At 64.1% G+C, this 17,150-nt stretch carries 17 protein-coding genes and 3 pseudogenes; 9 read left to right on the plus strand and 11 right to left on the minus strand.

Annotated features, from left to right (window positions below; translation table 11 throughout):
• Positions 1–6: 6 nt before the first annotated feature.
• Complete coding sequence (locus G7077_RS03480; protein WP_166410507.1) at positions 7–1,590, minus strand: ShlB/FhaC/HecB family hemolysin secretion/activation protein; 1,584 nt, start codon at positions 1,588–1,590, stop codon at positions 7–9.
• Positions 1,591–1,653: 63 nt separating this feature from the next.
• Positions 1,654–2,103: a hypothetical protein gene (locus G7077_RS03485; RefSeq protein WP_166410508.1), complete on the minus strand. Its 450-nt coding sequence runs from the start codon at positions 2,101–2,103 to the stop codon at positions 1,654–1,656.
• 39 nt (positions 2,104–2,142) lie between these two features.
• On the opposite strand from G7077_RS03485, the pseudogene G7077_RS03490 reads away from it, so the two are divergent.
• Positions 2,143–3,806, plus strand: a pseudogene (locus G7077_RS03490) (thiamine pyrophosphate-binding protein).
• Here G7077_RS03490 and G7077_RS03495 read toward each other — a convergent pair.
• Both G7077_RS03495 and thiS read right to left on the minus strand, forming a co-directional pair.
• Positions 3,797–4,000, minus strand: a complete 204-nt coding sequence (locus tag G7077_RS03495; protein ID WP_166410509.1) for a hypothetical protein — start codon at positions 3,998–4,000, stop codon at positions 3,797–3,799. The pseudogene G7077_RS03490 and the gene G7077_RS03495 overlap by 10 nt on opposite strands.
• A gap of 93 nt (positions 4,001–4,093) precedes the next feature.
• A pseudogene (gene thiS, locus G7077_RS03500) lies at positions 4,094–5,103 on the minus strand (sulfur carrier protein ThiS).
• Positions 5,104–5,141: 38 nt separating this feature from the next.
• On the opposite strand from thiS, the gene G7077_RS03510 reads away from it, so the two are divergent.
• From G7077_RS03510 to accC, 3 genes are read left to right on the plus strand one after another with little or no spacing between them, the layout of a single operon-like run.
• Complete coding sequence (locus G7077_RS03510; RefSeq protein ID WP_166410512.1) at positions 5,142–5,582, plus strand: type II 3-dehydroquinate dehydratase; 441 nt, start codon at positions 5,142–5,144, stop codon at positions 5,580–5,582.
• Between the two features lie 53 nt (positions 5,583–5,635).
• On the plus strand, positions 5,636–6,127 hold the full coding sequence (gene accB, locus G7077_RS03515; protein WP_166410513.1) for an acetyl-CoA carboxylase biotin carboxyl carrier protein: 492 nt from the start codon (positions 5,636–5,638) through the stop codon (positions 6,125–6,127).
• Between the two features lie 8 nt (positions 6,128–6,135).
• Positions 6,136–7,488 (plus strand): acetyl-CoA carboxylase biotin carboxylase subunit, encoded by a 1,353-nt coding sequence (accC, locus tag G7077_RS03520; protein ID WP_166410514.1) that lies wholly within the window; start codon positions 6,136–6,138, stop codon positions 7,486–7,488.
• 3 nt (positions 7,489–7,491) lie between these two features.
• On the opposite strand, the gene G7077_RS03525 is transcribed toward accC, so the two are convergent.
• The 3 genes from G7077_RS03525 to G7077_RS03535 form a co-directional block, all read right to left on the minus strand.
• Positions 7,492–7,998: a DUF4402 domain-containing protein gene (locus G7077_RS03525; protein ID WP_166410515.1), complete on the minus strand. Its 507-nt coding sequence runs from the start codon at positions 7,996–7,998 to the stop codon at positions 7,492–7,494.
• Between the two features lie 121 nt (positions 7,999–8,119).
• On the minus strand, positions 8,120–8,671 hold the full coding sequence (locus G7077_RS03530; protein ID WP_166410516.1) for an inorganic diphosphatase: 552 nt from the start codon (positions 8,669–8,671) through the stop codon (positions 8,120–8,122).
• A gap of 46 nt (positions 8,672–8,717) precedes the next feature.
• On the minus strand, positions 8,718–9,095 hold the full coding sequence (locus G7077_RS03535; RefSeq protein WP_166410517.1) for a hypothetical protein: 378 nt from the start codon (positions 9,093–9,095) through the stop codon (positions 8,718–8,720).
• A gap of 135 nt (positions 9,096–9,230) precedes the next feature.
• Between G7077_RS03535 and G7077_RS03540 the strand changes: the two genes are divergently transcribed.
• The 3 genes from G7077_RS03540 (at position 9,231) to G7077_RS03550 (ending at position 13,137) form a co-directional block, all read left to right on the plus strand.
• Entirely contained in the window at positions 9,231–11,375 is a 2,145-nt protein-coding gene (locus G7077_RS03540; RefSeq protein ID WP_166412296.1) for an RNA degradosome polyphosphate kinase, read from the plus strand.
• Between the two features lie 81 nt (positions 11,376–11,456).
• Complete coding sequence (locus tag G7077_RS03545) at positions 11,457–12,356, plus strand: iron-containing redox enzyme family protein (protein ID WP_166410518.1); 900 nt, start codon at positions 11,457–11,459, stop codon at positions 12,354–12,356.
• A 49-nt stretch (positions 12,357–12,405) separates the two neighbouring features.
• Entirely contained in the window at positions 12,406–13,137 is a 732-nt protein-coding gene (locus G7077_RS03550) for an energy transducer TonB (RefSeq protein ID WP_166410519.1), read from the plus strand.
• On the opposite strand, the gene G7077_RS03555 is transcribed toward G7077_RS03550, so the two are convergent.
• Both G7077_RS03555 and G7077_RS03560 read right to left on the minus strand, forming a co-directional pair.
• Positions 13,134–14,492 (minus strand): L,D-transpeptidase scaffold domain-containing protein, encoded by a 1,359-nt coding sequence (locus tag G7077_RS03555; protein ID WP_246167478.1) that lies wholly within the window; start codon positions 14,490–14,492, stop codon positions 13,134–13,136. The genes G7077_RS03550 and G7077_RS03555 overlap by 4 nt on opposite strands.
• Before the next feature lie 30 nt (positions 14,493–14,522).
• Positions 14,523–15,083, minus strand: a complete 561-nt coding sequence (locus G7077_RS03560; RefSeq protein ID WP_206367685.1) for a YMGG-like glycine zipper-containing protein — start codon at positions 15,081–15,083, stop codon at positions 14,523–14,525.
• A 167-nt stretch (positions 15,084–15,250) separates the two neighbouring features.
• On the opposite strand from G7077_RS03560, the gene arsC reads away from it, so the two are divergent.
• Both arsC and aat read left to right on the plus strand, forming a co-directional pair.
• Entirely contained in the window at positions 15,251–15,598 is a 348-nt protein-coding gene (gene arsC / locus G7077_RS03565) for an arsenate reductase (glutaredoxin) (protein WP_166410521.1), read from the plus strand.
• A gap of 34 nt (positions 15,599–15,632) precedes the next feature.
• A complete protein-coding gene (gene aat / locus G7077_RS03570; protein WP_166410522.1) occupies positions 15,633–16,328 on the plus strand; it encodes a leucyl/phenylalanyl-tRNA--protein transferase in 696 nt (231 codons plus the stop codon).
• 35 nt (positions 16,329–16,363) lie between these two features.
• Here aat and G7077_RS03575 read toward each other — a convergent pair.
• Positions 16,364–16,597: pseudogene (locus G7077_RS03575) on the minus strand (DUF2155 domain-containing protein); the annotation flags it as partial.
• A 160-nt stretch (positions 16,598–16,757) separates the two neighbouring features.
• Positions 16,758–17,141 carry an NADH:ubiquinone oxidoreductase subunit NDUFA12 gene (locus tag G7077_RS03580; protein WP_166410523.1) on the minus strand — a complete coding sequence of 128 codons (384 nt, stop codon included), beginning with the start codon at positions 17,139–17,141 and terminating at the stop codon, positions 16,758–16,760.
• Positions 17,142–17,150: the final 9 nt, after the last annotated feature.

The raw sequence follows: 17,150 nt of genomic DNA on the forward strand, positions 1-17,150 counted from the left end.
CGCTCTTCAGAGGCTGAGGTTATAATAAAGCGAGAGGCGCCACTTGCCGTCGTATCCGGGGTAGGGTCGATCGATGACCCGAGCGCCCTCGAGACCCAGTTCCACTAGTTCCTTGTACCGCAATCGCACTCCGGCGCCCGCAGAGGCGAGGTCGAAGCGCTGGGACGGCAACGGTCCGCGGCGGTGATAGGAGAGCCGCGCCGCATCGCCGAACGCATAGATTTCGCTTTTCGTCAGATCGCCCTTGCCGAGCGGCTGATAGGCGAGCTCGAGCACGCCGCCGACGCCGCTGTCTCCGGTCAGGAAGCTGGTATCGAAGGCACGCCCCACCGTCGCACCGCCGACGGCGAACAGTTCGGCGCCAGGCAGCGGGTCGGGGCTGTATTGGCCGGTCAGCGTCGCCCGGCCGGAAAAGCGGGTCTCGACCTTCTGATCGACGCCGATGTTGCCGTTGACCTTGCGGAAGTTCGCTTTCGCGAGCGGGGAGATCACACGAGCATTCAAGATGTCGAGGCCATGGGACGCAATCGCGCTGGCGCTGATCGTGCGCTTCGGCGTGGCCGTCACAAAGCCTCCGCTGAGGCGCGCGGCCCGGGTCTGCTCCGTCGCGATGACGTTGCCGAACGCGGCATTCTCACTGTTCACGCCATCGACGCCCAGGCTGACGTCCGCGGCCTGCTCGTAGGTGCGGATAACGGGATAGGTCAGCGCGACGGACACCAGCTTGGCGGTGCCCTCGATATTGAAGCGGCTGGCGCGGGTTCGAACCCAGGCAGCGTTGCTCGACAGGGTCAGGCCGTCGGCGCCGATTGGAACCGAATACGAAGCGCCGAGCTGCCGGTATCGGCGGATCTTCGCACTGTTCATCGCAGTGAAGCTCAGATGGTCGCCGTGGGTCGCCAGGCCATAGAAACTCAGCCGTGCTTGCGCGAGCAGGTCGCCGGCAAGGTCGGGGCCACGGTTGCCGATCCCGGTGACGAGTTGGGCGTGCTTCTGCTTGGCATTGACGATCAACTTCAGCGCATCGTTCGATCCCGAATTGTCGAACTGCGTATCGAAGCTAAGGCCGGGGATTGCCCGCATCAGCGAGAATTGCCGCTGCATCGCCGCCTTCTCCAGCGGCTGTTGCCCAACGAGCCGCGCTGCCTGCTTCTGCAGCAGCGGCACCGGCCGGCCCTTGTTCGAGCGAACATCGACGCTGCCGATCGACCCTTCGGCAAGCTGGACCACGACGACATTTTTCTCGAACGGCTGGTCGGGAACGGAGATGGTGTAGAGCGCAACGTCGCTCTTTTTATAAGCGCGCGACAATGCTCCTGCGAGCTCAACCAGCGTATCGCGGTTGATCGGGCGGCCGACGAAGGCCTCCGCCGCGGCTGCAACATTCACTGGTGCCTGGGCGCCTCGAAAGGCGATGCCCGCTATCGGCTGTCCATTGCCTACGGTCTCGACCTTCGTCTGACCGCTCGGGCCAGGTTTCCTGACGACCGGGGCGGGTGGACGTTGGTCAAGACGCTCGCGGGTGATGCCCGCACCGCCTGTCGGAAGCTGCTGCAATACGGCAGCAGCAAGCAGGATGCTCAATGCCATGATGGCCCCCTTGGATGGACGGAGGCGCCGGCGCCTCGAAACGGGCGCCGGCGGCCGGGTAGATCAATGCTTGAGGAGCGATCCGCCCAAGGTTCCGTTCACCGTCCCGTTAAGAGTGCCATTGACGAGGCCTCCGACGGTCCCATTCACCGTCGTCGTCACAGCACTGGTGACACTCGGGTTGGTGGGCTGAAGCCCGACCAGTGAGGCCACCTGCGGCGCCAGGACGAGCGATCCGCTGTTGGTGCTTGGATTGACCACCGTCACGCCGAGCAGATTTCCGCCCGACACCGCACTGACCGTCGCCAGTTGGCCGGTCGTCGGGTTGGCAGCAAGGACGTTGAGCCCGATCAGCGGGCGAGGACCGCCGACCACGGTGCCGCGACCGAGATCCAGCCGGACGAGGTCGCCAAGCCGTCCTCCGGTGCCCGGAAGAAGCACGGAGGTTCCGCCTCCAAGCTGCACCAAGGTGTGGCCGCTGGTGTTATTGTTATCGCTAACATTACTGCGCATGACCTAGTGCGTCCGCGTCGACCCTAGTAGAAGCGGCGGATGGCCACACGTCTCGGTGCCCGCTCAGGCGGCCGCATTCTCGTCGATCAGCTTCGTATTCAGGGCTGCGACCGGATCTTCACCGTTCCCGGCGAAAGCTTCCTCGCTGTCCTAGACGCGCTTCATGACACGCCGGAGATCGACCTCGTCGTCTGCCGGCAGGAAGGCGGCGCCGCCTACATGGCAGACGCCGACGGCAAGATGACCGGCCGCCCCGGCATCTGCTTCGTTACCCGCGGGCCCGGCGCCACCAACGCCAGCGGCGGCGTGCACGTCGCATTTCAGGATTCGACCCCGATGATCCTGTTCGTCGGCGATGTCGCCCGCGGTGACCGTGATCGGGAGGGGTTCCAGGAAGTCGACTTCCCTGCCTTCTTCGGCCCGATCGCGAAGTGGGCGGCGCGGATCGACGATGCCCGCCGTATTCCCGAATATGTCGCCCGAGCCTACCGCGTTGCGACCTCGGGACGCCCCGGGCCCGTCGTGCTCGCCCTTCCAGAGGACATGCTCCGAGACGAGGTCGAAGCCCTCGACCGCCCACTCGTCGCGCCGGTGGCAGAGGCACCGGACCCCGGCGCCATCGCGGCCTTGTTCGAACTTCTGAAGCACGCCTGCGCGCCGGTCGCCATCATCGGGGGCGCCGACTGGAACCCGCGCGCCGCGCATCATTTCGCTACTTTCGCGCACCGCCATGGTATCCCTGTCGCCGCCAGTTTCCGCCGCCAGGACGCGATTTCCAACAGCTGCGGCGTCTACGCCGGCAACACCGGTTACGGCCCCAATCCCCAATTGCTCCAGCGCATCCGCGAGGCCGACCTGATCCTGGCCGTGGGTACCCGGCTCGGAGAATCCACCACCGAAGGCTACACGCTGATCACACCCGACCACCCCGGACAGACCCTCTTCCACGTCCATCCCGACCCGAACGAACTCGACCGCGTCTTCCGCACGGACCTGCCGATCTGTTCCGACATGGGGAGTTCGCGGAAAGCATTGCCACCTGGCATGACCCGGACCTCATCCGCTTCTCGGCAGGCGACGAAGCCCACGCGCAATGGCTCAATTGGAGCACTCCCAAGCCGCGCGACGGCGTGACCCTCGACCTCGGCCCCTGCGTCGCGACCATGCGCGACAAGCTTCCGGAGACTACAATCATCTGCAACGGCGCCGGTAACTATTCGGGCTGGTGGCACCGCTACTGGCGTTACGGCTCCATGCCGACCCAGCTTGCCCCGACCAGTGGCACCATGGGCTACGGTCTTCCCGCCGCTGTCGCCGCTGCCCTGCGCTTCAAGGACCGTCCGGTGGTGTGCGTCACCGGGGACGGCGACTTCCTGATGAACGGCCAGGAACTCGCTACCGCCGTCCAGTACGGCGCCGACCTGCTGGTGATCGTCGTCGACAATGGCAGCTACGGCACCATCCGCATGCACCAGGAACGCGACTATCCGAACCGCGTCTCAGGCACCCGCCTCGCCAATCCGGATTTTGCTGCCCTCGCCCTCGCGTTCGGAGGCTGGTCCGAAGTGGTTGAGCGCACCGATGACTTCGCCCCGGCGTTCGATCGCGCCTTGGAACGCGGCGGCATCCGGCTGATTCACTGCAAGACGGACGTCGAACAGATCACCAATGCGCGGACGCTCAGCGACCTTCGTCAACGCTGAGGCTGCGCCGCCTCGAACAGCTTCTGGTTGAGGATAAAGATGCGGCAGGTCTCCTGCCTCTCGTCGGCCGCTTGTTCCGGTTTCCGGTGCACGTCGACGCTGACCCGCGGCTGATCGGGTTGCCCGAACTTCGGCAACAGTTCATCGAGCGGCGCGCCGAAGCTTCCGGGCGCCCCCTTGCGGCCTTGGGCCATGGGTCGTCTCCCGCACTGTGTACCGAGCGGATGAGTCTACGATTGAAACTGATTTTCGGTCCGCACATCTCCGAGGCGGACGAATTACTTGTGCTAAATCAAACCCGCCAGCGGGCTCGACGGGTCGGCATAGCGCCGCTTCTGCATCCGCCCGGCGAAATAGGCCATTCGCCCGGCCTCAACCGCTGATTTCATCGCCCGCGCCATCAGCACCGGGTCCTTGGCTTCGGCAATCGCCGTATTCATCAGCACGCCGTCGCAGCCGAGCTCCATCGCCTCGGCCGCATCGCTTGCCGTGCCGACGCCGGCATCGACCAGCACCGGCACCTTGGCGCCCTCGACGATCAGCCGGATGGTGACGAGGTTCTGCAGGCCGAGCCCCGACCCGATTGGCGCGCCAAGCGGCATGATCGCCACCGCGCCGGCATCTTCAAGCTGCTTCGCAGCGATGGGATCGTCGGTGCAATAGACCATCGGCTCGAAGCCCTCCTTGGCCAGCACCTCGGTCGCGCGCAGGGTCTCCACCATGTTCGGGTAGAGCGTCTTGGCCTCGCCCAGCACCTCCAGCTTCACGAGGTTCCACCCGCCCGCCTCGCGCGCCAGCCGAAGCGTCCGGATTGCATCCTCGGCGGTGAAGCAGCCGGCGGTATTCGGAAGATAGGTGACCTTCTTCGGGTCGATATAGTCCATCAGCACCGGCTGGTTCGGGTCGGAGATGTTGACCCGCCGCACGGCAACCGTGACGATCTCCGCGCCCGATGCCTCGACGGCCGCAGCGTTTTGAGCGAAGTCCTTATATTTGCCGGTGCCGACGATCAGGCGCGAGGTGAAGGTTCGTCCTGCAACGGTCCAGGTGTCGGCGCTGATATTCACGGGCGCGTTCATCAGCCGCCTCCAACGAAATGAACGATCTCGAAATCGTCGCCGTCTTCCACCTTGATCTCCGCGAGCGTCGATTTGGGCACCAGTTCGACGTTGCGTTCCACCCCGACGCGGCCCGGGTCGAACCCAAGTTCACGCACCAGATCGGCGATGCTGATTCCAGGCGCCACGCGGCGATGCTCGCCGTTGACTCGGATGGAGAGGGATTCGTCCAAGCTCATTGACAAGCGCAGATAGGAAGCTGCACGCCGCAGCGCAAATGGCGAAGACGATCCTTGTTCTCAACGGCCCCAACCTCAACCGCCTCGGCAAGCGGGAGCCGGAAATCTACGGCACGCAAACCCTCGACGACATCGCCGCCATGGTGGTGGAGCATGCAGCCAAGCTCGGCTTTACCGCCGACGTCCGGCAGTCCAACCATGAAGGTCACCTCATCGACTGGCTGCACGAGGCGGAGGACACCGACGCGGCTGCTGTCATCATCAACCCCGGCGGCTACAGCCACACGTCCGTCGCGCTCCACGATGCGGTGAAGGCGATCAGGACTCCGGTCATCGAGGTGCATCTTAGCGACCCCGAAACCCGCGAAGCGTTCCGCCACATCGACTATGTCGGAATGGCCGCAACGCAGGTGATCAAGGGACAGGGCGCGCAAGGTTACCTGTCTGCACTGGACGTAGCGGCCCGGCTCTGCGAGTAGGCCGCGCTTGAGGGCCGTCTGGGCCGCACGAATTTAACAAGGGAAAGAAAGCCATGGCAGACCGCGAGGAGAACGGTGCAATGCGCATCGATCCGGCGCTGGTGCGTGAGCTTGCCGAGCTCCTCACCACCAACGAGCTGACCGAGATCGAAGTCGAAGACGGCGACCGCAAGATCAAGGTCGTCCGCAATCCTGCGCCGGTGTTCGCCGGGGCGGCACCTGCCCCCGCTCCCGTTGCTGCTGCCCCAGCCGCAGCAGCCACGCCCGCCGCGTCAACTGCCGAAGCGCCGGCTTCGGCCGAGGAAGCGAGCGGCGAAACGGTGAAATCGCCGATGGTCGGAACCGCCTTTCTCGCAGGACAGCCCGGTGCCAAGCCCTTCGTCAGTGTCGGCGATGCGGTGAAGGCGGGCGACACCCTGCTGATCGTCGAAGCGATGAAGGTCATGAACCCGATCACAGCGCCGAATGGCGGCGTGGTGAAGAAGATCATGGTCGCCGACGCGCAGCCGGTTGAATATGACCAGCCGCTCGTCGTCATCGGCTGAGCGGGCCCATGACCATTAAGAAGCTGCTGATCGCCAATCGCGGCGAGATCGCGCTGCGTATCCACCGTGCCTGTCATGAAATGGGCATCAAGACGGTGGCGGTTCACTCCACCGCCGACGCCGACGCAATGCACGTCCGGTTGGCGGACGAAACCGTTTGCATCGGTCCGCCTTCTGCCACGGATTCCTACCTCAACATTCCGGCAATCATCTCGGCGGCGGAGATCGTCCACGCCGACGCCATCCATCCTGGCTACGGCTTCTTGTCGGAGAACGCCCAGTTCGCGGAGATCGTGGAAAGCCACGGGATCATCTGGGTCGGCCCCAAGCCTGAACATATCCGCACCATGGGCGACAAGATCGAGGCGAAGCGCACCGCCGCCGCGCTCGGCCTGCCACTGGTTCCCGGCTCGCCCGGCCCACTGGACAGCGTCGCCGACGCCCACAGGCTGGCGGAAGAGATCGGCTATCCGGTCCTCATCAAGGCGGCATCCGGCGGCGGCGGCCGCGGCATGAAGGTGGTCCCGTCGGAGGATCAGCTCGAGGCGCTGATGGCGCAGGCGTCGTCCGAGGCGAAGGCGGCGTTCGGCGACGACACCGTCTACATGGAAAAATATCTCGGCGACCCGAAGCATATCGAGTTCCAGGTTTTCGGCGACGGCAATGGCGCCGCCATTCACCTCGGTGAACGCGACTGCTCGGTCCAGCGCCGCCACCAGAAGGTCATCGAGGAAGCGCCTTCCCCCGTCATCTCCGCCGAGCAGCGCGCGCACATGGGCGAGGTCGTCCGCAAGGCCATGGCCGACATGGGCTATCGCGGCGCCGGCACCATCGAATTCCTCTACGAAAATGGCGAATTTTACTTCATCGAGATGAACACCCGGCTGCAGGTCGAGCATCCGGTGACCGAGATGATCAGCGGAATGGACCTGGTTCGCGAACAGATACGGGTGGCCTGCGGTGAGGGCCTAAGCGTCACACAGGACGAGGTTCACCTCAACGGCCATGCTATCGAATGCCGGATCAATGCCGAGGATCCGCAAACCTTCATGCCCTCGCCCGGGCTGGTGAAGAATTATGTCGCGCCCGGCGGCATGCATGTCCGAGTCGATAGCGGCCTCTACACCGGCTACCGCGTGCCGCCTTATTACGACAGCATGATCGGCAAGCTGATCGTCTATGGCGCCGATCGCAACGAGGCCATTCGCCGCCTCAAGCGGGCTCTCGAGGAGTTCGTGGTCGAGGGGATGAAGACGACCATCCCGTTGCACCAAAGGATCATCGCCGATCCCGCATTCACCGGCGGCGACTACACGATCAAGTGGCTGGAAAAATGGCTTGAGGAAAATCCCGCCGCCTGACGCTTATTGGTAGTCTGCCGTCACCGCGAACGTGCCGGTATAGAGCCCGTCCGGTGTTGCATTGGTCAGGGTCAGCGTTCCGCCGATGTTGAAATCGGTCCCGGGAAAGCCGGAGTTGGCCAGAACCAGCGAGCTTGGTGCGCTGGTGGTCATGGTAATCGTCCCATAAGGGCCCGTCAGCGTCATGCTCGGCGGCACGTTGATCTGCACGGGCGACTGCTTGCTTCCCTGAACATTATAGGTCGCCGGCGACGTGGCTCCGGTGCACGTCAGTGTCGCGGGGCAGGTGAAGACGCCGTTCTGCCCGATCGACACACTCGCCGTGAAGTTGGTCGCCGCAGACAGGAGGATGGTGCCGAAACTCAAGTCGGCAACCCGCGAAATGACGAGTGGCTTGTTGACCGATGCGGCGACCGCGGCCGTCGTCGTCGCAGCCGCTGCTGGAACGGCGCAACATGCGGCTACCAGCAAGGCAGCAACAGCACTCGATTTACGCCAACTTGCAGTCATTCCATCCCCGCCACAGCCACGGCTGTCGAACGCAGCACGGCCATGGTGAAGGGGCTTTTAACCCTTTGCGGCTTTCGAGTTTCTTGGGCTTTATGGTTAACGACAGCTTAGGAGGTCAGGATCATGCCGCGCCAAGCTGCGCCAGATGCGCTTGCTCGGCTTCTTCGATCAGCTCCGCGGCGCGCTCCGGCCCACCGACACTCAGCACCTCATAGCTCTGACCGCGCATCCGTTTGTAGGTCTGGAAGAAAACGGTGACTTCATCGACGAAGGTCCGCCCGAGCTGGTCGATGTGATCGACCTGGCTGAACAATTTGCTCTCCGTCAGCCGGGCAATGATCCGATCATTGCGCTTGGCCTTCTTGCCAACCTTCTGCTGCACCGATTCCATCACGCCGAGAATGCGGACCTTGACGATGCAGCCCACCGGTAGCGGGGCTTCGGGCAGGATCAGAAGGTCAACCGGATCCCCGTCGCCACCCAGCGTGGAGGGGATAAAGGCGAAATCGAACGGGAACACCATGCCCATCGGCAGGAACTTGCCGATCCGGAAGCGATGGCTTTCGGGGTCGTAATAGACCTTCACGCGCGATCCCGCGGGTGCCTCGACGATCGCCTGGCAAGTGGAGGACGCGCGGTCGAGTTCGTGCGGCAATTGTTCTAGAGGAATCATCAACGCTCAATCCCGCACCTGATGGAAAGTTGCTTTTGGGGAGCGCTTACGACTTCTTGCCCTTGCCGCTTCCCTTTGCCTGCTCGGCGGCGATCGCTTCCAGTGCCTTGCGCCCGACGTCCTTGGCAAGGTCCCACATCACCTGCCCGTCTTTGCCCGCTTTGCCGGACAAGGTCTTCAGCTGGTCGCCCGCGTCATCGGCCAGCGCATGCGCCTTCTTATTGTCCTTGAGCGCCGCGGCCATCGAGACCAATGCAGCCGCGACCACATCGGCAACCAGCGGGTTCTGCGTCAGAGCCTTCATGCCCTCGACGGCCGTGCTGACCGGGCTTTTGGGAGCTTTCGCTGCCTTCACCGATGATGCTTCGGCCTTCTTGGACTTTTTCAGCTTCTTCTCGGCCTTGCTCTTCTTGTCTTTTGGCACGTGCGTCCTTTCTCCACATCGAGCGTTGGCTGCTCACATTTCCTTGCTGTCATATCAGTGTAACACGGCTCTGTTTCAACTTGGCGACATGAATTGGCGAAAAGCGCAGGCGATCCTAAGCGTTCCGGCAAGCTGATGGACGAAGGTACGGAGCCTTCGGTCGGTCCATCATCGATCGAGAGGCGCTTCTTCAATCGGGAAATGAGCTGGCTCGCCTTCAACCGGCGCGTCCTCGAAGAAGCCTGCAACCCACGCCACCCGTTGCTGGAGCGGCTTCGTTTCCTGTCCATTTCCGCGAACAATCTGGACGAATTCTTCATGGTCCGTGTCGCCGGCCTGAAGGCGCATCAGTCGCTCAAGGTCGAGGACGTCTCCATCGATGGTCTGACACCCTCGCAGCAGCTCGCCGCCATCATCGCCGAAGCCGACAGTCTGGTGAAAAGCCAGCATGAGGTCTGGGCGGTCCTCCGCTCCGAACTGGCCGAGGCGGGAATGACCGTCCTTGCCGGCGAGGAGCCGCTCGACGATGAAGCGGACGCCTGGCTCGACAAGCATTTCCGCGAGCAGATCTTCCCCATCCTGACTCCACAGGCGATCGATCCGGCGCACCCCTTCCCGTTCATCCCGAACAAGGGTGCGTCTCTGATCTTTGAGCTGAAGCGCGGCCGCACCTCGGTGCGCGAGCTGATCATGACGCCTTCCAGCGTTCCGCGCTTCATCCGCATTCCGGGAAAGAACGCCCGCTACATCGCGCTGGAGGACCTGATCCGCCGCAAAACAGCCTACCTCTTCCCCCGCTACCAGGTGGTGCGCGGCGGCGGCTTCCGCCTCATCCGCGACAGCGACATCGAGATAGAGGAGGAGGCGGAAGACCTCGCGCTTTACCTCGGCAAGGCGATCAAGCGGCGGCGCCGGGGCCGTGTCGTCCGGCTGGAGCTTGAGCCCGGCATGCCGGACAGCCTGGTCTCCGCGGTCCAGGAAGGGTTGGACGCCACCGGCGGCGCGATCATTTCAGAAACTCGTGGCTTGCTCGGCATGACCGACCTCTCGCAGCTGGTCGAGGAAGACCGGCCCGAACTCAAGTTCACGCCGTTCACACCGCGCTTCCCCGAGCGGGTCCGCGAACATGGCGGTGACTGCTTCGCGGCGATCAAGGAAAAGGACTTCCTCGTTCACCACCCGTACGAAAGCTTTGAGGTGGTGGTGGAATTCATCGAGCAGGCCGCCGCCGACCCGGATGTTGTCGCCATCAAGCAGACGCTTTACCGCGCGGGCAAGCAGTCGGCGATCATCCGCGCCCTCATCGACGCTGCCGAGGCTGGCAAGTCCGTCACCGCCGTCGTCGAATTGAAGGCGCGCTTCGACGAAGAACAGAATCTGGTTTGGGCCAATGCGCTCGAACGCGCTGGCGTCCAGGTCGTCTACGGCTTCATTGAATGGAAAACCCACGCGAAAGTGTCGATGGTCGTCCGGCGCGAGGAGAAGGGCTTTCGTACCTACTGCCACTTCGGCACCGGCAATTACCATCCGGTCACCGCCAAGGTGTACACCGACCTCAGCTACTTCACCGCCGATGCGAAGATCGGCCGGGATGCGGTGAAGCTGTTCAACTACATCACCGGCTATCTGGAGCCCAAGACGCTCAACCACCTTGTCATGTCGCCGCAGCAGATGCGGGGCGAGATCATCCGCCTGATCGACGTCGAGATCGCCAATGCCAAGGCCGGCAAGCCGTCGGGCATCTGGGCCAAGTTCAACTCGCTTGTCGACCCCACCATCATCGAGAAATTGTACGAGGCAAGCGCGGCGGGCGTGAAAATCGATCTCGTCGTTCGCGGCATCTGCTGCCTTCGCCCCGGCGTTCCCGGGATGAGCGACAATATCTACGTCAAGTCGATCGTCGGCCGCTTCCTGGAGCATGGCCGGCTGTGGTGCTTCGGGAATGGCGAGGAACTGCCCGGCCCGAATGCCAAGGTCTACATCAGTTCCGCCGATTGGATGCCGCGCAACTTCGATCGGCGCATCGAATATATGCTGCCGATCCAGAACCCGACTGTCCATGCCCAGCTATTGGAGCAGGTCATGGTGGCCAACCTCATCGATAATGAGCAGAGCTGGCGCCTGAACCCGGACGGGTCCTACACCCGCATCGCGGCGGCGGAAGGACACGCCTTCAACCTGCACCAATATTTCATGTCCAACCCATCGCTGTCAGGCCGCGGCCAGGCGCTGAAGAAGGGCCGCCGGGTGCCCAAGCTGCGGTTCCAGCGTGGCCGCTAACAAAGGTTAGCAAAGCCTTGTTTTCGGCTGGTCTTTAGACCCTGAACGGAACCAGAAACCGCGTGCGCCGGTTCTTTGAGCATGGCAACATTGTTCAAATGGGAGGCCCGACCGGCCTCCATCGATCTCTTCGGAGAGGAGATTCAGCGCCGTCTAGCGCACTGGAACCGCGACCGGCTGGCCCCTCGCTTCCCGGACGAAGACTGGAGCGACCGGCTCCATACCGATACCGAGATGCTGGAGCTTCAGGCGGCTTTTCTCGAACGTCTACGCGCGAAGGTGCGCTCCGCCGCGGCGGCGGCACCAACCGACGCGGATGGCTTTGTCGCCTGGTTCGAAGGGCTGAAGGCAAATGGCCCCGGTCAATTCGACCCATTATTCGACTGGCTCGCGGACAGCGCCAGCATGGAAGAGATGCGCTGGTACCTGGAGCAGGAGGCAGCGGGAGAGGCCGGTTTCGACGACCTGACCGCGCTGACCCAGATCAAGCTACCTGAGCGTGTGAAGCTGGAGCTTGCCCGCAACTATTGGGACGAAATGGGCCGCGGCAATCCCAAGGGGATGCATGGCCCGATGCTCGAGCGGCTAGTCACGGCCTTGGAACTTCAGCCGTCGATCGAGACCACCTGTGCGGAAAGCCTTGCGCTCGCCAATGCAATGACCGCGATGGCATCGCGCCGTGACTATGCGTGGCACGCCGTCGGCGCGCTTGGCGTCATCGAACTGACCGCACCGGACCGCTCGGCAGCCGTCGCGACTGGCCTGAAGCGCCTGGGCATCTCGCCCAAGACCCGCCTCTATTTCGATCTTCACGCCACATTGGACGTCAAGCATAGCGAGGAGTGGAACAAGGAGGCGATCGGGCCCGCCGTTGCCGAAGATCCGCGCCGTGCCCATGCCATTGCGGAAGGCGCACTAATGCGGCTGACGTGCGGCGCCCGCTGCTTCGAACGCTATCGCGCGACGCTCTGGCAGCGCTGAAAACCTTGTGCCCCCTTGTGCGTTTCGGTGACGCACAGGGAAAGGCACGATGGCCAGCTACCGCGGCACGGCAAACGGGCAGGACAAGGCCAAGGCGGCCGCCGCGGTCCTGCTTGTCCATGCCGGGCTTGCTGCGCTTATCCTGACCGGCCTCAACCCGCAGGTCGTGCACCGTACCATCAGTGCACTGAAGACATTCGATGTCCGCCCCGACGTACCGCCGCCTCCGCCGCCACCGCCGCCGCAACCGGCGCGATCTTCCCCGGCGAAGGAGGCTGAAGGAATTGCAGGCAAGAAGGCAGAGCCGTCGCCGATCGTTCTCCCCGAACAGCGCGTTCCGCTGCCAGTGAAGCCGCCATTGCAAGCCGCCTCTGTCGCCGGCAGCGGAAGTGCCTCCAATGCCGGTGCTGCTGCAGTTGGCGAAGGCCCGGGCGCGGGAAATAACGGTTCGGGCCGCGGTGGCGGCGGCATCGGCGGCCGCGGTCCGGACTATTCGAAGTTCACGCCGGTGCAGCGTATCTCACGCATTCCCAACCGAGAATATCGCCGGCTGGTCGCGGCAAGCGGCCGGGACTTCGGCACCGTCGGGCTCACGCTCAAGGTCAACACGGACGGCAACCCGTCAAACTGCCGGATCGTCCGCACCAGCGGCGATCGCAGCGTCGATGCGCTGATGTGCCAGCTTGCGCTCAGCTATATCCGCTTCCGGCCCGCACGCGACGACCGTGGCCGTCCGGTGGCGCAGGATTATACCTGGTTTCCCGACTGGTCGCCCTATTAAGGTGCTGCGGCCGCGCTTCCGGCGCCAACCGGTTCGCCTGCCAGCCGCGCTGCGTCTCGTTTGTAGATGTCGTCGTAAAAGGCGACCGTGCCATTGTCGGGCACGGCCGTCAGATAGGTGATGTAGACGGGCACCGGGCGATCCAGATCGACGCGCTCCTCGGTCCCCGCGCCCTGCCATTCAAGGTGGCGGCCGAACAGCCACTCGCCAAGCCGGCTCGCATCCTCCAGCCGGACGCAGCCGCCGCTGAACAGCCGCGATGCCTCGCTAAGCAGCTCCTTTTCCGGGGTGTCGTGAAGGTACACGCCTTCCCGATTGGGAAACATGAACTTCATCCGTCCCATGCTGTTGTGCGGTCCGGGCAGCTGCCGCACCCACACTTCGGCTTTGTGATCCGCCACCGCCTTCCAATCGACGGTTGCGGGATCCAGAATTTGCGGGTTGTCGCTGAAGTCGCTGACCACCTCGTAACCGCGACTCTTGAGGTAGCCGAGCCCCATCTTCACGACGTTCGGCGCGATGCGCTCCGCCGCCAGATCCGGCGGCACGTACCAATAGGGGTTGAGGTTGGCGAAGCGGATCAGCGCCGCCATCATGGGCGTCGGGTAGATGGGCTTGCCGACTACGACGTTCATGCTGTCCGCCACCCGGCCATTCTCATAAGCGTAGAGTCGCTGGGCGGCGGCGTTGACCACGATGTAGCGCCCCTGACCGCCAGGCAGCGTCCGCGCCCGCTGCAGATTCAGCCAAAGCAGCCGCCGCTGGTGGTCGTCGCCGTAGCTGCGGTCGGCCAGCGCCTGGCGAAGCTGCGCATACAAAGGGTTCATCCAGCCCATGTCGGTGATGAACTTCTCAAGCGACGGCGCCGCGGCCGCCTGGTCGAGCCACACACGGGCGTTCCGCGGGTGCGGCGCCAGCTCACGATCGACGAAATAGGTCTCGGAATTGGGAACGCGCCGGAGGTCGTTCACATAGTCCGCGAAAGCCTGCGAGAGCATGCGGTCAGCGCGGTCCACCGCCTTGGGCTTACCGCCCCAAGCCGCCTGCAGTGCACGGTCGAGCTCGGGCGCGTGATATTTCCGGGGGTCGAGGCCGTCGACATGGGCGCTGTCGAGCCGCTGAAGCAGCAATTGTGCGGCGCTGCCCGATTGGCGGGCAAGCCATAGCGGCGCACCGCCACGCGCGCGGTAGAAGTCGCCCAGACTTTGATCGTTGGGTTTAAGCTGCGCCGCCTGCGCAGCCGCCGGCACCGGCATAAGCGCCATCGGCCCGGCAAGTGCCAGGCCCATTGAGAAGATGACGCTGCCAGGACGGTAAAAAATGCGCACCGGCAGCGATTTGCCGCCGGTGCGCACCCTAGGCAAACAATTCGTCACGAGTGGACGTTAGCCGCGCTCGCCCGAACGCGCCGGCGTCGAGTAAGTCGGCGTGGTCGTGGTCGTGGCCGGAGCACCCGAGTAATAGGTGCCGTTCTGGTAGTAACCATCGACGCGGCCGTCGCGGTCGTTGTCGGCCCAGACAGCGCCGGCGAGACCGCCGATGGCTGCACCGATCACCGCGCCCTCGAGCGGGTTGATGCCGCCGATGACTGCACCGGCAGCAGCGCCGAGCGCCGCGCCGCCGAGCGCACCGGTGGTGACGCGGCGAAGAGTGGGATCATAACCCTGCGGCTGACCGGCGTAATACTGGCCGTTGTAGTTGTAGCCGTCGACATAGCCGTCGTTGTTGTTGTCCGACCAGACAGCACCGGCGAGACCGCCGATGCCGGCGCCAACCGCCGCACCTTCGATCACGCTCACGCCCGGAATGACTGCGCCGGCAGCAGCGCCCAGCGCGGCGCCACCGGCCGCTCCCTGGGCGATGTCGCCGTTCTGCGCCGTGCTCGTGCAAGCGGCGAGCGACAGCGAGCTTGCAAGCGTCACCGCGATAATGGATTTCCGCATCATTGTTCTCCCGTTGTAGTTAAACTGTGGACCATGCACGGACCCTTTGACCCCGGCCAATCGCACGTGTCACAGCGCAGGAACGACACATTGCCCATATCGTTCCGGATGTGCAGCAAGCGTGCCGTCGGCTCTTCAGCCACCTGTGGGCACATGCGGATTTCTGTAACGTGAACGTAACGATCTACCACAATCCCGCGTGCGGCACCTCGCGCAAGACACTCGCGATCCTGCAAGAAGCCGACGCCAACATCACGGTCATCGAATACCTGAAGAATCCGCCAAGTCGGGAGGAGTTGCAGAGGATCTATATTCGTGGCGGCATGACGCCACGGCAAGGTCTTCGCGCCAAGGAGCCGCTGGCGGAGGAGCTTGGCCTCACCCAACCCGTAGCGTCCGACGACGCAATCCTGGATGCGATGGTTCGCCATCCCATCCTCATCAACCGGCCGCTGGTCGAAACCGACAAGGGCGTTCGCCTGTGCCGGCCTCAGGAATTGGTGCGGGAGCTTCTCTGACCGCCGCTTCACGCCCGCTCCCGAAGAACTGCGAATGAGCCGGCTGGACGCCCGGCTGCTGCTTCGCGGCTATGCGGCGGGCATTTTCCCGATGGCCGACAGCCGCGATGCCGACGACCTGTTCTGGGTCGAGCCGCGGGTCCGCGCCATTCTTCCGCTCGACAGGTTCCACCTGTCGCGGTCGCTTCGCCGAACGGTCGTTGCCGGCCGCTTCAGCGTTACCCGCGACCGTGATTTCGGCGCCGTGATCGCGGCCTGCGCCGAGCGGGAGGAGACGTGGATCAATGCGGAGATCGAACGCGCCATGCTGGACCTCCATCTCCGCGGCCACGCTCACTCGGTGGAAGTTTGGCTGGGCGATGCGCTGGCTGGCGGCCTTTACGGAGTGAAGCTCGGCCGCGCCTTCTTCGGCGAAAGCATGTTCAGCCGGGCCACCGACGCGTCAAAGGTCGCTCTCGCCTGGCTGGTGGCACGTCTTCGCGCGGGCCGCTTCACCCTGCTCGACTGTCAGTTCATGACCGACCATCTCGCCTCGTTGGGCGCCGTTGAGGTGCCCCGCGATGCCTACCTTCAGTTGTTGAATTCGGCCGTGTCCGGCGCTGCTGGTGGAGGCGAGGAGTTCCCGCGTCCCGACTTCCTGGCGCTGGATTCGCTGGTGGATGCCGACGCGTCGGGCACCGCCACACCTGCCGGAAAGCTCATTGCGCAACTCTTGACCCAGACGTCGTAGACCGGGTGCTCGACAACGTTCAGAGACGGCGACTCCTTGTAGACCCAGCCTGAAAACACCCGCTTCCATTGCGAGTCCGTCTGGAGAGAGTCGACTTGCACAAAGGCGCCGGTCAGCTTCTCCGTTTCCCACGGCGCAGTCGTTTCGCACGCCCGCAGGCGGACGATCACGTCCTTCACCTTGATTGCCTGACCGGGCCGCATCGACAGGTCGCGGACGATCCCGTTGCGCTTATTGAGCAGGCCGATCACCGCGACCCTTTGGTTCATCGGCGTAATCCCCGGAGCGTTGGGGCGGGCGGCGGAGCTCCGGCGACGGCGCGCGGCTTGCCTGCGGCCTCGTTGCCTTCAGCCTGATTGTCGGTTGGCTGTGCCTTGCAGCCGGCCAGCAGCACCGCGCCGACCCCGATCAGCAGCGGCAGGCGCATGCTCAGTCCGGGGTCCAGGGCTGATAGTCGCCGGTCGAGAGCGGCCGCACCTTGCCGCTGCCGAGCGCTCCGTCCGGACGGAAGGCCGCCATGGTGCCGGTGAGGTTCGGCTCCGGCTTCTGCTGGAACGTCCGGACCGGCGGAAGCGACTTCTCCGGCAAGTCGTCGATGGTTCCGCGGAGCCATGCCTGCCACGCGGGCGGGACTCGGCTGCCGTCATTATTGCCGTCGTAGATGACCCAGCGGCGAGCCGGATCCTTCTTGTGCTGGTAATAGATGTTGCCGGAATCGTCGCGGCCGACCTCCCTGCCCTTGCTCCGCGTGAACAAGGCGGTTCCGACGGTGGCGCCGTTCCACCAGGTGAAGGTCTTGGCCAGGAATCCCATGCATGGAGC

The sequence above is a fragment of the Sphingomonas piscis genome, from assembly GCF_011300455.1.
GTDB lineage: Bacteria > Pseudomonadota > Alphaproteobacteria > Sphingomonadales > Sphingomonadaceae > Sphingomicrobium > Sphingomicrobium piscis.

Coding starts and splice junctions, on each gene's coding strand:
- G7077_RS03485 (WP_166410508.1), bottom strand. CDS start 2,103: ATGCGCAGTAATGTTAGCGATAACAATAACACCAGCGGCCACACCTTG.
- G7077_RS03550 (WP_166410519.1), top strand. CDS start 12,406: ATGGCCAGCTACCGCGGCACGGCAAACGGGCAGGACAAGGCCAAGGCG.
- G7077_RS03530 (WP_166410516.1), bottom strand. CDS start 8,671: ATGATTCCTCTAGAACAATTGCCGCACGAACTCGACCGCGCGTCCTCC.
- G7077_RS03495 (WP_166410509.1), bottom strand. CDS start 4,000: ATGGCCCAAGGCCGCAAGGGGGCGCCCGGAAGCTTCGGCGCGCCGCTC.
- G7077_RS03540 (WP_166412296.1), top strand. CDS start 9,231: ATGGACGAAGGTACGGAGCCTTCGGTCGGTCCATCATCGATCGAGAGG.
- G7077_RS03580 (WP_166410523.1), bottom strand. CDS start 17,141: ATGGGATTCCTGGCCAAGACCTTCACCTGGTGGAACGGCGCCACCGTC.
- aat (WP_166410522.1), top strand. CDS start 15,633: ATGAGCCGGCTGGACGCCCGGCTGCTGCTTCGCGGCTATGCGGCGGGC.
- accC (WP_166410514.1), top strand. CDS start 6,136: ATGACCATTAAGAAGCTGCTGATCGCCAATCGCGGCGAGATCGCGCTG.
- G7077_RS03480 (WP_166410507.1), bottom strand. CDS start 1,590: ATGGCATTGAGCATCCTGCTTGCTGCTGCCGTATTGCAGCAGCTTCCG.
- accB (WP_166410513.1), top strand. CDS start 5,636: ATGGCAGACCGCGAGGAGAACGGTGCAATGCGCATCGATCCGGCGCTG.
- G7077_RS03510 (WP_166410512.1), top strand. CDS start 5,142: ATGGCGAAGACGATCCTTGTTCTCAACGGCCCCAACCTCAACCGCCTC.
- G7077_RS03525 (WP_166410515.1), bottom strand. CDS start 7,998: ATGACTGCAAGTTGGCGTAAATCGAGTGCTGTTGCTGCCTTGCTGGTA.
- G7077_RS03560 (WP_206367685.1), bottom strand. CDS start 15,083: ATGATGCGGAAATCCATTATCGCGGTGACGCTTGCAAGCTCGCTGTCG.
- G7077_RS03545 (WP_166410518.1), top strand. CDS start 11,457: ATGGCAACATTGTTCAAATGGGAGGCCCGACCGGCCTCCATCGATCTC.